The sequence below is a fragment of the Actinoallomurus vinaceus genome (assembly GCF_039542055.1).
GTDB classification, from domain to species: domain Bacteria; phylum Actinomycetota; class Actinomycetes; order Streptosporangiales; family Streptosporangiaceae; genus Actinoallomurus; species Actinoallomurus vinaceus.
The window spans coordinates 253394-268585 of record NZ_BAABHK010000016.1 but is presented as its reverse complement, the minus strand read 5'-3'; the positions used below and the strand labels follow the sequence as shown (position 1 = coordinate 268585).

13 protein-coding genes are annotated in these 15192 nt (G+C 71.6%); 8 read left to right on the top strand and 5 right to left on the bottom strand.

Translation table 11 applies throughout. The features are described from left to right. Window positions 1-11 precede the first annotated feature (11 nt). Genes pstC through pstB form a run of 3 tightly spaced genes read left to right on the top strand, consistent with a single transcriptional unit; the run spans window position 12 to window position 2654 of the window. On the top strand, window positions 12-989 hold the full coding sequence (pstC, locus tag ABEA24_RS41720) for a phosphate ABC transporter permease subunit PstC (protein ID WP_425551299.1): 978 nt from the start codon (window positions 12-14) through the stop codon (window positions 987-989). Next, a complete protein-coding gene (gene pstA, locus ABEA24_RS41715) occupies window positions 986-1864 on the top strand; it encodes a phosphate ABC transporter permease PstA (protein ID WP_345439084.1) in 879 nt (292 codons plus the stop codon). Before pstC ends, pstA begins: the two co-directional genes overlap by 4 nt. Window positions 1865-1877: 13 nt before the next feature. Continuing rightward, on the top strand, window positions 1878-2654 hold the full coding sequence (gene pstB / locus ABEA24_RS41710) for a phosphate ABC transporter ATP-binding protein PstB (RefSeq protein WP_345439082.1): 777 nt from the start codon (window positions 1878-1880) through the stop codon (window positions 2652-2654). Between the two features lie 82 nt (window positions 2655-2736). On the opposite strand, the gene ABEA24_RS41705 is transcribed toward pstB, so the two are convergent. Beyond that, the gene (locus tag ABEA24_RS41705) at window positions 2737-3768 is read right to left on the bottom strand and encodes an inorganic phosphate transporter (protein WP_345439080.1); all 1032 of its coding nucleotides are present in this window, start codon (window positions 3766-3768) and stop codon (window positions 2737-2739) included. A gap of 34 nt (window positions 3769-3802) precedes the next feature. After that, entirely contained in the window at window positions 3803-4420 is a 618-nt protein-coding gene (locus ABEA24_RS41700; protein WP_345439078.1) for a DUF47 domain-containing protein, read from the bottom strand. 226 nt (window positions 4421-4646) lie between these two features. Between ABEA24_RS41700 and ABEA24_RS41695 the strand changes: the two genes are divergently transcribed. Continuing rightward, window positions 4647-4928 carry a metal-sensitive transcriptional regulator gene (locus tag ABEA24_RS41695; RefSeq protein ID WP_345439076.1) on the top strand — a complete coding sequence of 94 codons (282 nt, stop codon included), beginning with the start codon at window positions 4647-4649 and terminating at the stop codon, window positions 4926-4928. Window positions 4929-4993: 65 nt separating this feature from the next. Here ABEA24_RS41695 and ABEA24_RS41690 read toward each other — a convergent pair whose 3' ends face one another. Both ABEA24_RS41690 and ABEA24_RS41685 read right to left on the bottom strand, forming a co-directional pair. Continuing rightward, window positions 4994-5161, bottom strand: a complete 168-nt coding sequence (locus tag ABEA24_RS41690) for a hypothetical protein (protein WP_345439128.1) — start codon at window positions 5159-5161, stop codon at window positions 4994-4996. A 113-nt stretch (window positions 5162-5274) separates the two neighbouring features. Next, window positions 5275-10686: a hypothetical protein gene (locus ABEA24_RS41685; protein ID WP_345439074.1), complete on the bottom strand. Its 5412-nt coding sequence runs from the start codon at window positions 10684-10686 to the stop codon at window positions 5275-5277. A gap of 178 nt (window positions 10687-10864) precedes the next feature. Here ABEA24_RS41685 and ABEA24_RS41680 point away from each other — a divergent pair, with 178 nt between their 5' ends. Continuing rightward, complete coding sequence (locus ABEA24_RS41680; protein WP_345439072.1) at window positions 10865-11452, top strand: RNA polymerase sigma factor; 588 nt, start codon at window positions 10865-10867, stop codon at window positions 11450-11452. After that, window positions 11445-12602: a CU044_5270 family protein gene (locus ABEA24_RS41675; RefSeq protein WP_345439070.1), complete on the top strand. Its 1158-nt coding sequence runs from the start codon at window positions 11445-11447 to the stop codon at window positions 12600-12602. Before ABEA24_RS41680 ends, ABEA24_RS41675 begins: the two co-directional genes overlap by 8 nt. 84 nt (window positions 12603-12686) lie before the next feature. Here ABEA24_RS41675 and ABEA24_RS41670 read toward each other — a convergent pair whose 3' ends face one another. Next, window positions 12687-13214 (bottom strand): gamma carbonic anhydrase family protein, encoded by a 528-nt coding sequence (locus ABEA24_RS41670; RefSeq protein ID WP_345439068.1) that lies wholly within the window; start codon window positions 13212-13214, stop codon window positions 12687-12689. A 495-nt stretch (window positions 13215-13709) separates the two neighbouring features. Between ABEA24_RS41670 and ABEA24_RS41665 the strand changes: the two genes are divergently transcribed. Both ABEA24_RS41665 and def read left to right on the top strand, forming a co-directional pair. Beyond that, entirely contained in the window at window positions 13710-14597 is an 888-nt protein-coding gene (locus tag ABEA24_RS41665) for a DivIVA domain-containing protein (RefSeq protein WP_345439066.1), read from the top strand. A gap of 58 nt (window positions 14598-14655) precedes the next feature. Beyond that, on the top strand, window positions 14656-15186 hold the full coding sequence (def, locus tag ABEA24_RS41660; protein WP_345439064.1) for a peptide deformylase: 531 nt from the start codon (window positions 14656-14658) through the stop codon (window positions 15184-15186). Window positions 15187-15192 lie beyond the last annotated feature (6 nt).

Here is a 15192-nt window from a genome sequence, read left to right as displayed (position 1 = left end):
CGGGAGGCCGGATGACCAGCGAGACCCTCGAGCAGGGCGCGACCGGCGCGCTGGGCGGCAGAGGCCGCAAGATGAGTACCGGGCGCATGGGAGACCGGGTGTTCGGTCTGTCCGCCAAGGGCTCCGGGATCCTGCTCCTCGCCATCATGGCGGCGATCGCGGCGTTCCTGGTCGTGAAGGCCCTGCCTGCGCTGCAGAGCGACAAGGCGAACTTCATCACGTCGCAGGACTGGAGTCCGGATGCGGCACCCGCCAAATTCGGCATCGCGCAGCTGGCGTTCGGGACAGTCCTGTCGTCCTTGCTCGCGCTCATCATGGCCACGCCGGTCGCGGTCGGCATCGCCCTGTTCATCGCGTTCTATGCCCCGCGGCGACTGGCCGACGGGCTCGGCTACGTCGTGGACCTGCTCGCGGCCGTGCCCAGCATCGTGTACGGCCTGTGGGGACTGCAGTTCTTCGTGCCCAAGATGAACCACGTGGCCGACTTCCTGCACTCGAACGCGGGCTGGATCCCCCTCTTCGGCGGGGACGCGATCGGCGGGCGATGCCTGCTGACGGCCGGCATCGTGCTGGCGATCATGATCCTGCCGATCATCTCCTCGATCACCCGTGAGGTCTTCCTGCAGGTGCCTCGGCCCAACGTCGAGGCGGCCCTCGCACTGGGCGCGACGCGCTGGGAGGTGATCCGGATGGCGGTCCTGCCGTTCGGGCGCTCCGGCATGATCAGCGCCTCGATGCTCGGCCTCGGCCGCGCCCTCGGCGAGACGATCGCCGTGGCGATGGTGCTGGGCTCCGCAGCGGGGATCAGCCTGCACATCCTCAAGCCCGGCGGTAACACCTTCGCGGCCAACATCGCTAACACCTTCGGCATGGCCGGGCCGAACGGCCAGAGCGCGCTCATCGCCTCCGGTCTGGTGCTCTTCGTCATCACCCTGATCGTCAACATGGCCGCCCGCGCGGTCATCGCCCGCCGGAAGGAGTTCGTGTGAGCACCGTCAACCTCTCCGGCCCCTCCGCGGTCCGCAAGCTCAAGGACAAGATCGCACTTGTCCTGGTCTGCCTCGCCTTCGCGCTGGCCGTCATCCCGCTCGTCGCGGTCCTGTGGACGGTCGTCAAGAACGGCCTCAAGCGGTTCGACGGGACGTTCTTCAGCCACTCGATGAACGCGATCGGCGCGCGCGACGCCGGCGGCGGCGCGTACCACGCGATCATCGGCACCATCGAGCAGGTCGGGCTGGCGAGCGTCATCGCCATCCCCATCGGCATCCTGACCGCCGTCTACCTCGTCGAGTACGGGGGCAACAGCAGGCTGGCCCGGGTCGTCACCTTCTTCGTGGACGTCATGACGGGCGTGCCCTCGATCGTGTCGGGCCTGTTCATCTTCGCCTTCTGGATCAAGCTGCTCGGCTTCCAGTACATGGGCTTCGCCGGTTCGATCGCCCTCTCGATCCTCATGATGCCGACCGTCGTACGCGCCGCCGAGGAGATGCTCAAGCTCGTCCCGAACGACCTGCGCGAGGCGTCGTACGCGCTCGGCGTGCCGCGCTGGCGGACGATCTGCTTCGTCGTCCTGCCGACGGCGTTCACCGGCATCATCACCGGCGTCATGCTGGCCGTCGCCCGCGTCATGGGTGAGACCGCGCCGCTGCTCGTGACGGTCTGGGTCACCACGGCGATCAACAACAACCCGTTCAAGGACCCGCAGATGGCGCTCCCGCTGTTCGTCTGGGACCAGGCCCAGCTGCCGCAGCAGGTCGCCATCGACCGGGCGTGGGCCGGTGCGCTCACGCTGATCCTCTTCGTCATGGTGCTCAACCTGGCGGCGCGCCTCATCGCCCGCCTCCGCAAGCCCGTTACCCGATAGGAGTACTCCCCACATGGCCAAGCGGATCGAGGTCTCCGGGCTGAACGCCTACTACGGCAAGACCCGGGCCATCGAGGACATCTCGATGACGATCGAACCTCGCTCGGTGACCGCGTTCATCGGCCCCTCCGGGTGCGGCAAGTCGACCTTCCTGCGGACCCTCAACCGGATGCACGAGGTGATCCCCAGCGCCCGCGTCGAGGGCAAGGTGCTGCTCGACGAGCTCGACCTGTACGGGCCGGGCGTCGACCCGGTCGCCGTGCGGCGGGTGATCGGCATGGTGTTCCAGCGTCCGAACCCGTTCCCCACGATGTCGATCTACGAGAACGTCGTCGCGGGTCTGAAGCTCAACGGCGTCCGCCGCAAGGGTCAGCTCGACGAGATCGTCGAGAAGTCCCTGCGCGGCGCGAACCTGTGGAACGAGGTCAAGGACCGGCTGGGCCGTCCGGGAGCGGGCCTGTCCGGTGGCCAGCAGCAGCGGCTGTGCATCGCCCGCGCCATCGCGGTCGAGCCGCAGGTGCTCCTGATGGACGAGCCGTGCTCGGCGCTGGACCCGATCTCCACGCTGGCGATCGAGGACCTCATCGCCAACCTGAAGGACCAGTACACGATCGTCATCGTCACCCACAACATGCAGCAGGCTGCGCGGGTGAGCGACCGTACGGCCTTCTTCAACCTCGCCGGCCCGGGCAAGCCGGGCCGGATGGTGGAGATCGACGAGACCAACAAGATCTTCACGAACCCGAGCGAGAAGGCCACGGAGGACTACATCACCGGTCGCTTCGGCTGATCGAAAGGCAGGGGGCGGGGCACGTCGGCCCCGCCCGTACAACCGGCGGCCCGTCGTGCCGCCGGTCCGCCTGTTTCCAGAGTCAGGCGAACAGGTGCATGACCCAGTACGCGACCGCGGCGACGATCCCCGCCGCGGGAATGGTGAGGACCCACGCCATCACGATGTTGCCCGCGACGCCCCAGCGCACCGCCGACAGGCGATTGGTCGATCCGACGCCCATGATGGCCGCGGTGATCGTGTGAGTCGTGGAGACCGGTGCCTGCCAGATGAACGCGGTCGCGTACAGGACGCTGGCCGCGGTGGCCTCGGCGGCGAAGCCCTTCGGGGGATCGAGCTCGATCACCTTTCGGCCGAGGGTCCGCATGATGCGCCAGCCGCCGGCGTACGTGCCGAGGGAGAGCACCGCGGCGCAGACCAGGATCACCCAGACCGGCACGTGCGTGTCGGCGGCCCCCTGGTAGCCGGTCGTGACCATCGCGAGCACGATGATGCCCATGGTCTTCTGGGCGTCCTGCAGACCGTGACCGAGGGCCATGGCCGCGGCGGACAGCGACTGCGCGATGCGGAATCGGCGCCCGACCTTGCCGGGAGTGGCATTCCGGAAGATCCACAGCATCGCCACCATGATCAGGTAGCCGAGGACCAGGCCGATCAGCGGCGACAGCACCATCCACAGCACGACCTTGTAGATCACTCCGTGCCACAGGACGGTCGAGGACGCCGCGAGGGCCGCCCCGATCAGGCCGCCGATCAGTCCGTGCGTGGACGAGGAGGGCAGGCCGTAGTACCAGGTGATGAGGTTCCACACGATCGCGCCGATCAGCGCGGCGGCGACGATCGACAGGCCGTGCATGTCCTTGGGCGGGTCGATGATGCCGCTGCCGACCGTCTTGGCGACGCCGGTGCCCAGGAACGCTCCGAGGAGGTTCATCACGGCGGCCATCGCCAGGGCCGCTCGTGGGGTGAGCGCCCGGGTGGAGACGGACGTGGCGATCGCGTTCGCGGCGTCGTGGAAACCGTTCGTGTAGTTGAAGAACAGCGCGATGCCCACGACGACGATGAGGGCCGTCAACTCCACGCCGGCGTTCCCTTCCTCGCTGCGGACGGACATCGCATGGTGGTCGACCGCTTTGACGACACGATGCTCACGATTCCTTGACCGCGATCGTCTCGACCGTGTTCGCGACGTGCTCGAACGCGTCCGCGGCGGCCTCGAGCTGGTCGATGACCTCCTTGAGCTTCAGGACGGTCAGCGCGTCGTACTTGCCGCTGAACAGCTCGGCCAGAAGTCGCCGGTAGGTCTGGTCGCCCTGGTTCTCCAGCCGGTTGATCTCGATCCAGTACTCGCTGAGGTCGCGCAGCCCGCGCAGCCGCGGCATGGCGTCGGCGGTCAGCTCGGCCGCGCGCTCGAGCACCTCGACCTGCGCGATGACGTCACGGGGCAGTTCCTCGATGTTGTAGAGCAGGACCAGGTCGGCCGCCGCCTCCATGAAGTCCATGACGTCGTCGAGGGTCGAGGCGAGCCGGTAGATGTCCTCCCGGTCGAAGGGCGTGATGAAGCTCTCGTTGAGCCTCCGCATGATCGCGTGAGTGAACTCGTCGCCTGCGTGCTCGCAGGCGCGCATCTTCTCCGCGATCCCCTCACGGTCGGCCCCGTCCGCGATCAGCTCCACGAGCAGCCTGGCCCCTGTGACCAAGTTGTTCGCGGAATCCGCGAACATGTCGTAGTAGCTGTCCTCACGCGGGGTGAGTCGGAATCGCACGTCCTTCTCCTGAAGTGCGGGAACAGTCCGCAGAGGATGGTACGGCTAACCAGCGGGAAAGCGAACCTTCGCCCCCCTGTTACTTCACCGCAACACGTCTCGTGCGGTCCTGTTCGTCGGGCGAATGCATCGGATGTACGGGGCATACGTGCCCCTGGTGCCCCCGGTACAGACGTCTCAAACGATCACTTGGACCTCTACCCCTGGGGGGTATACAGTGGCCGGTATGCACGGGTATACGAGCGACAAGGACGCCTACCTCGTCCGCTTGCGCCGCATCGAGGGTCAGGTGCGCGGGCTCCAGCGGATGGTAGCCGAGGATGAGTACTGCATCGACGTCCTCACCCAGGTGTCGGCGGTCACCCGTGCGCTGCAGTCCGTCGCGCTGGGTCTGCTCGAGGACCATCTCGGCCACTGCGTCGCCGAGGCGATCAACGAGGGCGGCCCGGCGGCCGAAGAGAAGGTCAAGGAGGCCTCGGCGGCCATCGCGCGCCTCGTCAAGTCGTGAGCCTGATCACGGGGCCGTGAAGTGAGCGGTCGGCGCATCCCCGCGTGCGCCGACCATGACGTCGCTCACAACCGTGTGCTGTGGCCGATCCCGAGCACCATGTCGATCTCATCGGTCGTCAACGGCCGATCCGCCGTCGCGACGGCGCTGAGCATCTCGGAGTACAGCTCGATCTCATCCAACGCGACACGGTCATGGACGCGCATATCGAGGTTCTGGCGCATCGCGTCCACCTCCGTTCGTCCCCACACCTGTGGAAAGGCTACGCGCCCGACCCGCGTCGGCACATGACCCAAGAGGACCATTCGGCGGCCACCCACCCAGGTGGGTCGGGGGCCACCTCGGGCTACCGGCGGGTACGGTCCTCGTGGAGATGCTGCAGCAGCCGCTCGGCCGGCGACTCGGGCAGGTCACGTACGGTGAGCCGGGCCACCGTGGCGGCGTCCACACGAGCTCCGGCCAGCCGCGCCGCCTGCCGCGCCACGATCGCGTCGAACAGCCGCCGCACCGTCTCGGCGAACGCGAACCTCCGCGACCCGCGCATCTCACCGAAACGCCCCAGCAGTTCGACGCGAAGCTCCTCGTCGAGCAGGTAGAGCTCGCGTTCGGCGAACCGGGAGAACAACTGCACGAGCTGCCGATCCGTCGGCTCCCGGAACTCCACGATCGCCCCGAACTCCGCGCGGAACCCTGGGTTGGCGAGCAGGAAGCCGTCCATCTCGTCCGGCTCGCTCGAACAGACCACCAGGAACTTGTCGCGCCGCTCCTCCATGTGCCGGAGCAGCGCCGTCACCGCGGCGGACGTCCGGTCGAGCAGCGAGGCGTCCTCGATGAGCAGCACACCGCCGACGGCCCGGTCGACCTGAGCGGCGACCTTCGCCGCCACGCGATCGCCGGCGAGGTCGCGGGCGCTGCACGTCACCACCTGCCCGGAGTCGAGGAGGCTCAGCGCGGCGTACATGCCCCCGATCAGCCCCGCCACGGTCCGCTTCCCGGTGCCCGGCCGGCCCAGGAAGACCAGGTGACGGCTCGGGTTGCCGGACGGCAGTCCCCGCGCTGCCCGTTCCGCCGCGAGCCGTGCCTCGGTGACCAGGTCCCCGACGATCTGCTTCACCTCGTCCAGGCCGATCATCTCGTCGAGGGAACGCAGGAACCCGTCGACGTCGCCGGGGGCGCGCAGGGCCGGCTCGATCTCCTCGGCCACTCCGCTGAAGTCCTCCGGCGTCAGCACCAGGCGGTCGCGGGACGCCGCCCCGAACCGATCGGTGTGCCGTGCGATCGCCCGGTCGAGGTACGCCTCGACCAGGCGCGCGTTCACCAGGTCGCCGTACCCGGTCAGCCGCGGCAGGTCCGCCTTCACCGTCTGCAGCGCGGGTGCGTTGACCGTCACCCGCCGCTCGTCCGCCAGCACGTGGACGAGGGCCAGCCGGGTCTCGGTGTCGGAGAGGTCCGGCAGCCGGAACACCCGGAACCTCCCGATCGACCCCGGGAAGTCGGCCGTCAGCCGCTCGTACGCACCCGGCTCGCAGGTCGCGATCAGCGCCGTACCGTTCTCCCGGCACCGCGTGACGGCGGAGGCCACCGCCCCCGGATCGGACGCCCGCAACAGGGCCGCGTCGATCCACTCGAACAACAGCGGAGCCCCGCCGACCGGCGTCGCGTCGAGGATCCGCACCGGATCGCCGTGCGCATCGGTGCCGTCGACGGTCCGCACGGAGCCGTCACCGACACCCGCGTCGGCGAGGGTACGGGCGACGAGCCGGGCGAGCCGGCGCTGGCCGCTGTGGTGGGCGCCGACGACGAGGAGCGCCGGACTCGTCTCCTCCCCGGACGACGCCCGGCGGCGCACGTCGTCGAGCAGCCCGGCGAGGGGGTCCTCGCCGGAGACGAAACGGATGCCGAACCGCTCGGTCACCTCGGGCAGGACCGTGCCGGAGGGCGGCGGCTCGATGTCGCCGACCGGACGCCCGGGCATCGGCGCGCCCAAGAGGTCGCCCATCATCGTCTGCGACATGATCATGGTGCCCGGCCGCTCCGGCTGCGGCTTGCGAGTGCCCGGCGGCTCCGCGGAGCCCTCCTGCACACCGAGGACCCGGGTGCGCGGAGGCCCTGGCGCGCCGGGCGCGGCCCCGCCCGGCGCGGCCCCGCCCGGCGCGCCGGGACCAGGCCATGCCACGTCACCAGGCCGTGCCGCGTCGCTGGAATCGGCCGCGTCACCGGGACGATACGCGCCGCCCGGACGAGGCACGTCACCCGGCCGCAGCGGGACGCCGCCCGGGCCCGGCGGCACGTCACCTGCGCCCGGAGGCACGTTGCCCGGGCCTTGGGGCAGGTTGCCCGGGCCCGGCGGTACGAGAGGTCCGGGGGCGCCGGCCGGCATGAGCGGCACGGGAGCACCCGCCGGCATGGGCGGTGCGGAGGGCACCGGAGGACCCGGCGGCATGGGGGGAACGGAGTACGCCGGGGGCGGGCCCACGATCGGAACCCCTCCGGCGTCCGCCCGGGTGCCACCCCCGGGCGCGTCGATGTACGTGGCGTCGAGCGGCGCGGCCTGGCCGGACGGCCGGTCGAGCATGGTGGCCTCTCCCACCTTCCCCGGCTCCCACGCCACCCTGGTAGGCGGCGCCGACGCAGGTCCGGACTCGCTCGACGCGTCCCGCGCGGCAGGCGATACGGACGCGGCCCCCGGCTCGCCTGACGCGAGCCCGGATTCCCTCGACGGATCCCACGCGCGTGTGGCCGGCGGCACAGGAGCGGCCCCCGGCTCCCCCGACGCGAGCCCGGGCTCCCCCGACGCGAGCCCGGGCTCCCCCGACGCGTCCCGTGCGCGTGTGGCCAGCGGCGCAAAGGCGGCCCCCGGCTGGCCCGACGCGGCCCCGGACTCCCCCGACGCGTCCGGCGTGGCCGACGGCACAGAAGCGGCCCCCGGCTCCCCTGACGCGAGCCCGGGCTCCTCCGACGCGTCCCGTGCGCGTGTGGCCGACGGCGCAAAGGCGGCCCCCGGCTCGCCCGACGCGTCCGGCGTGGCCGACGACGCGGACGCGGTCCCCGGCTCCGCCGATACCCGCGTGGCCGGCGGCGCGGGCGACAGCGGATCGGCGTCCGCGGCCCCAGACGCATCGTCGGGCCGAGCGCTCGACGACGTGGCGCCCCTGCCTGCCGAGGCGGCCGGCCGAGCCGCCGAATCGACGTCGGCCATCGTCCCCGCAGGTCCAGCCTCCGCCGACGGCGGATCGGCGTCCGCAGCCCCGGATGAGACGTCGGACCGAGCATCCGACGACGCCGCGTCCCCGCCTGCCGAGGCGGCAGACCCAGCGACCGGAGACGGGCCGACGTCGGCCATCGTCCCCGCAGAACCCGCCACCGCAGGTAGGACCGCCTGTGACGGGTCCACGTCCGCCATCGACCCCGCAGGTACGGAAGCCGACGGCGGATCGGCATCCCCAGTCCCGGACGCGCCGCCAGACCGGGCACCCGACGACGTTGCGCCCCTGCCTGCCGAGACGGCAGGCCGAGCCGCCGAATCGACGTCGGCCATCGTCCCCGCAGATCCAGCCTCCGCCGACGGCGGATCGGCGTCCGCGACCCCGGACGAGGCGTCGGACCGAGCACCCGACGACGCGGCGTCCCTCATGCCGCCTGCCGAGGCGGCAGAGCCAGCGACCAGAGACGGACCGACATCGGCCATCGTTCCCGCAGAACACGACGCCGGAGGAGGGACCCCTTGCGACGGGCCCACGTCCGCCATCGACCCCGCAGGTACGGAAGCCGACGGCGGATCGGCATCCCCAGTCCCGGACGCGCCGCCAGACCGGGCACCCGACGACGCGGCATCCCCGCCCGCCGAGGCGCCAGACCGCGCATCCGAAAGCGGACCGACGTCCGCCATCGTCCCCGCAGGTCCGGCCGACATCGACTGCGGATCGGCATCCCCAGTCCCGGACGCGCCGCCAGACCGGGCACCCGACGCTGCCGCGTCCCCGGCCGCCAAGGCGCCAGACCGAGCAACCGGAGGCGGGCCGACGTCGGCCATCGTCCCCGCCACTCCCGACGCCGGCGGCGGATCGGCATCCGCGGCCCCGGACGAGGCGGCGGGCCGGGCGATCGGGGGCGGACCGACGTCCGCCATCGTTCCCGCAGCTCCCGACGCCGCTGGAGGGGGCCCCTGCGGCGGGCCCACATCGGCCATCGTCCCCGCAGGTACGGCCGCCGCGGCGGGCGGTGGGGCCCAGGTGGGTGCCTGGCCCGGCGGGCCGGTGGGCGGCTGGTGCGCGACGGGCGGGGCGGCGGGCGGCGCTGCGGGCACCGGGTTGGCGGGGTACTGCCGGGCGAGCGGGGCGACGCCGGGGGTCGGCGTCACCGGGTCGGCGGGCGCGGCGGAGCGGGCGCGGTCGGGGCCGAGGATCTCGGCCAGGATCGCGACCGGGGCGGGGAAGCCGCGTGGACGGGCGGGGATGCCGCCGCCCAGCCGGCACCAGGCGAGGTCCACGGCGTACATCGTGGCCAGGAGCGCGCCGCGCGCGCTGGGCCGGAGCTTCTCGACGCGCCGCCGCAGGAGGAGCGGGAGTCGGTTGTCCTTGGGCCAGAACCGCCGCAGCGGGTGGTCCGGGCCGGTGAGGATCGCCTGGGTCGTACGCCGGGTCTCGGGGTCGAGCCAGCCGATGACCTGCCCGGCGACGTCGCGCCGGACGACCGCGAGGTCGGCGGCCAGCAGCGCGGCCGCGACAAGGCGGGGTTCGACGTACCCCTGTTCGGCCGGGTCGCCGGCGACCGAGGCGAGGGCGACGGCGAGGTCGTAGAAGGCGTTGCGGAAGTGTTCGCCCGCCGACGCCTCGATGCGCAGCGCGGGCGCCAGGACGGGCGGGCACCGGGTGAGCCACTGCTGGACGATCGCCTGATCGCCGTACGGAAGGGCGGCGTAGTCGACCGTGGGATTGTGCAGGGTGGTTCCGAGGACGGCGAGGAGCGCGTCCGCGCGGGGCCGGAAGCGGGCATCCTGGCGCAGAGCACTGGCCATCGCCCACATCGTGCGCAGGATCACGACGGCGGCGTCCACCCGATGGGCGCGCAGCCGCTCGGCGTACAGTCCGACCAGGGACTCCAGCGGTGGTGGGGTGAGCCAGCGGGGCCCGTCGACGTCGGGCAGCGGCCGGGCGCGGTACGGCGACCAGAGGTCGAGCAGCTGGGCGTCGAGACCGGAGTAGAACACCGGCGCGGCGGCGGACCACAGCATCACGCCCCAGCCGACGGCCACGGTGCTCGGTGTGGACGAGGAGAAGGCGCCCCACCAGTGCGGGTAGTCATGGGGCGGGAGCGCCGCCGCCGACTCGACGGTCGCTCGTACGCGCGACGTCACCTCGGGCCGTACGTCGACGTCCACGAAGGGCAGCGCCTGCGGCGGCTCCTGGCTGAAGTCGGGACCGGAGGGCACCAGGTGAGGCGGGATGCGCGGCACCGGCATGCCCTGCCCCAGAGGCCGTGCCGACGTGCGCGTCATCGGCAGCCGGGGAGGCGGGCACAGGTGCCACTGGCCGTCGGCGGGGAGCCAGCGGTACCAGCGGGCCCACGCTCCGAACAGCCACCATGTGCCGTCGGGCAGGACGAGCATCCGCCCGGCGGTGAGGTTCTGCCGCTGGAGGGGCGGCGTGGTGGCCCACCAGCTCGCCGTCACCATGGCACGCGTGTCCCGCTCGACCACCGCGAACGGATCGTGGGCGGCGGCCGAGGGCACCTCGCCGTACGCCTGCCCCCAGACCACCATGCAATGGTAAACGGCACGCCAAGCCAGCCCTGACCATCGGCCGGAGGCGGTCTGTCGGGCGACCACGACAAAACGGAAATCTTCGATCGGGAGCGAAAGCGATCGGGCGAAGGCGCGGAGTACAGGTGACCGTTGACCACCTCGCCCGGAAGGCGCCCATGACGGAGATCGAGACGTGACCGGCTTGGCCGGCATCGACGGGGTCGGGCAGCTGAGCGACGCGGACCTCGTACGGGAGTACCGGCGAGATCCCGATCGGTTCACCGCCGTCTACGACCGGTACTTCGGCGACGTCCACCGGTACGTCGCGGGGCGGCTCGACACGCAGGCCGCGGATGACATCGCGGCCGAGACGTTCCTCGTGGCGTTCCGCAAGCGGGACCGGTTCGACCCGGCGCGTGGGGCGCTGCGGCCGTGGCTGTTCGGCATCGCGACCAAGCTCGTCGCCCAGCACCGGCGCGTCGAGTCACGGCACTACGAGACCCTCGCCCGCGCGCGGCCGAGCCCCGCCGACGACGGCCACGAGAACCGGGTCGTCACGTCGGTCACCGCGGCCGGTCTCCAGCCGCAGCTCGCCCGCGCGCTCGCCGCGCTGACCCGCAAGGAGCGGGACGTCCTGCTGCTCGTGGCACTGGCCGACTTCAGCCATGAGGAGGTCGCCCAGGCGCTCAGGATCCCGTACGGAACCGTCGGCTCGCGCCTCAACCGGGCCCGGAAGAAGCTTCGCACCGCACTCGAGAAGGAGATCGACGTCAATGGATGACGAGCTGCGCATGGTGCGCTCGCTGCTGGACAAGCCCGCACCCGAGCCCGCGGTCGTGGCGATGGGGCGCGACCGGCTCCGTACGGCGGCGCGCGCCCGTGGCCGTACGCGTCCCGCGCGCCGGACCATGTGGATGACGGGTGGTCTCGGCCTCACCGCGGCGGCGGCCGCGGCGGCGGTCGCGATCTCCGCGACCGGTGCGGCCGGCGATCGGCCGGGCGGCACCCGGCCTCGGACGGGCGGACCCACGGTGACGCTGAGCGCCCGCTCCATCCTGCTCGCGGCCGCGACCGAGGCGGACGGGCAGACGGACAAGGTCGGCAGGTACTGGCACACCACGACCGTGAACGGAAACGCCTACCGGGTGACCGGCGGGTACACCGTCATCGACCGGTCGCAGCAGGAGCAGTGGACGCCGAGCCTGCCGCAGCAGGAGCAGTGGGGCAGCGATCAGCGGCTCGGTGCCCGGCCGGACGGCCCCGCGGACACGGCGGCGTGGAAGCGGGCCGGCTCCCCGACGACCTTCACGGCCCCGGCGCCGAAGGGCCCCGGGAAGGGGAAGCTCGAGCCGATGCCCCTGTCGACGCAGCCGGGCCGGCCCAACGTGAACCGCTCTCCGCTCGTCGACGGCGACAAGGTGTTCTGGCTCGGCCGCAACGTCAGCATGAAGGACCTCCGGGCGCTGCCCGCCGACCCGCAGCGGCTCAAGGCCTCCCTGAAGCGCTGGTACGCCGGGCACGGCACCGAGTCGTCGAGCGACCCGATGTCCTCGGACCTGTGGCTGTACACCGTGGCCAAGGGCCTGATCACGGACATGCCGGTGACCCCGAAGGTCCGTGGGGCGGCGTTCCGGATGCTCGCGGACCTGAAGACGGTGACGGCGATCGGTTCGGTCAAGGACGCCCAGGGGCGGCCGGGCACCGCGATCGCGATCACGGAGCACACCAAGTTCGGCGGCGTGCAGCAGCACCGGCTGATCCTCGACACCGCCACCGGCCGGGCCCTGGGTGAGGAGATCGTCGTCGTACAGCCGAGCGGCACCACGGCGGGCCTGGCCCCCGGCTCGGTGTGGATCTCCTCGATGGTGGTCGCGCAGGGCTGGACGGACTCGGCACCCGGCAGCACCTCGGGGGCGCAGCGCGGGCACTGAGCCCCGGACGGCCTCTGATCGCACGGATCGGAACCTGACGCCACCGGCGGACGGGGCCCGGTCCGTGCGACTCCGCGGGGAGCGTCAGTCCCAGTGGGCGTCGCGGTGCCGCGCGGCCTTGCGGACGTACGTCTCCGGCGTGTGGGCGAGCACCGCCCGGTCGTCGTCGTTCAGCTCCCGGATGACCTTTCCCGGCACCCCGGCGACGAGCACGCCGGAGGGGATCTTCTTGCCCGGGCCGACGAGCGCACCGGCCGCGACCAGCGTGCCGGCGCCGATCCGCGCGCCGTTCAGCACGATCGCCCCGATGCCGATCAGGGAGCCGGTCTCGACGTGCGCGCCGTGGACCATGGCCTTGTGACCGAGGCTGACCCGGTCCTCCAGGACGGCGGGCATGCCCACGTCGGCGTGCAGGCAGCACAGGTCCTGGATGTTGCACTCCTCGCCGACGATGATGTCCTCGTCGTCGCCGCGCAGCACCGAGCCGTACCAGACATTGGCCGCCCTGCCGAGGCGTACGCGGCCGACGACGACGGCGCCCGGTGCCACCCACGCCTCCGGGTGGATGTCGGGCCGATGCTCACCGAGCGTGCCGTGAAAGAAGTCCGTCACGATCGCCAAGTCTAGAAGCGAACACACCACCGCCCCCGCGCCGGGCTGCCGCGCTGTCCCCGCGCCGGATACCGCGCGCCGTCCCCGCGCCCGGGAGCCGCGCCGTCCCCGGCTGATGCCACGCGCCGTCCCCGACCGGATGCCACGTCGTCCCCAGATTCATGCCGCGCCGCCCTCCGGCCGGATGCCACGCCGTCCCGCGCCGGGGAACCGCGTCGTCGCCAGGGCTGCTGCCGCGCTGTCCCCGGGACTGCTGCCGCGCGTCGTACTCCGGCCGGATGCCGCGCCATCCCCCGGGCGTGATGCTGCACCATCCTCGGCCGGTCGGCGCGTCATATTTCCCAAAAACGACATTTTGCGGTATTTAACCTGGGAAGACTCTCGTGCTGCCGCACCGATGGGCCGGGAATTCGTGCGAGTAGCCGCATTCCCCTTGCGCGAAAGAGGGGAACCCCCGAGAGTCGTCAGAGACGTTCCTTCGACCCCCCTAGGGCAATGAGCAACGAAGCCGAGATCCTGCCGAACCTCTTCCGCGAGGAAGTCCGCGAAGAGACGTTCGAGATCGTCATGCGCGGCTACAACCGCCGTCAGGTCGACGAATACATCGCCCGTACCCGCAACCAGATCCGCGAACTCGAGGCACGGCTGTCGCGGGCCCTCGACGAGGTCGAACGCACCCGCCGGGAGATGTCCGAGGTCCGCGAGGCCCGGCGCCCCACCGGCGACGACCTCAGCGAGCGGCTTCGCCAGATCATCAACCTCGCCGAGGAAGAAGCCCAGTCGAAGCTGAGCGATGCTGAGCGCAAGGTCGCCCACATCCAGCAGGAGGCCGAGCGCGAGGCCAAGCGCGTCATCGACGAGGCGCAGAGCAAGTCCGAGCGCAGCGTCGCCCAGGCCCAGGAGAACGCCGGCCACATGCTGTCGGCGGCTCAGCAGGAGTCCGAGCGCGTCATGTCCGCAGCCAAGAACGAAGCGGACAACCTGGTCACCGAGGCCCGTACCGAGGCCGAACGCACGCTCAGCACCGCAGAGCGCCGTTCCTCGGTCATCAACGAGAGCGCCACCGAGCGGCTGTCCCAGCTGACGAAGCAGCACACGCAGGCGCTGACCCGGCTCAACGAGATCACCGACACGTTGGTGACGCTCCTGGAGCAGGAGGAGAAGGCCGGCCCGCTGGAGCAGATGGTCGCCAACGCGGTCGCGCAGGGCGAACAGGACGCGCCCGGCGCCCGCCCCGAGCCGCAGCAGTCCCCGGCCGGCCGCCACCACCAGGCCCAGATGCCACCCCAGGTCCCGGCCCAGCCACAGCCACAGCCGGTGCAGCAGCCCCAGGAACGCAACGTCCAGGTCTTCCCCGCCACCGGCGACCAGACCCCGGAGTGAAATGATCAGGCCGGTGATATTGGCCGGTCACCGGCCTGATCATCTACAGTCCTGAAGTGTGATACGACGAAGCGACGGCACGGGCACCGTCCGCCCGATCCGCTACATGGGCGATCCCGTGCTGCGTACCGAGTGCGACCCGGTGCGGGCCTTCGACGACGACCTGCGGCGGCTGATCGACGACATGTTCGCGTCGATGTACGCCAACGACGGCGCGGGGCTGGCCGCCAACCAGATCGGCGTCTCCCTGCGGCTTTTCGTGTACGACTGCGACGACGACGCTGGCCGCAACCATGTGGGCCACGTGGTCAACCCGGTCCTGATCTCCGCCGACGGCGCGGCCATCGAGGACGAGGAGGGCTGCCTGTCGCTGCCCGGCCTCCGTTTCCCGACTCCGCGGCACGCCCACGCCGTCGTCGAAGGCGTCGACATGACCGGCAATCCGCTGCGCGTCGAGGGCACCGGTTACTTCGCCCGTTGCCTCCAGCACGAGATGGGCCACCTGGGCGGCCGGCTCTACGTCGACACCCTCAAGGGCGACGCCCGCAAGGCGGCCCTCCGCGCCGTCCGCTCCATCGACTGGAGCTGATCCGGC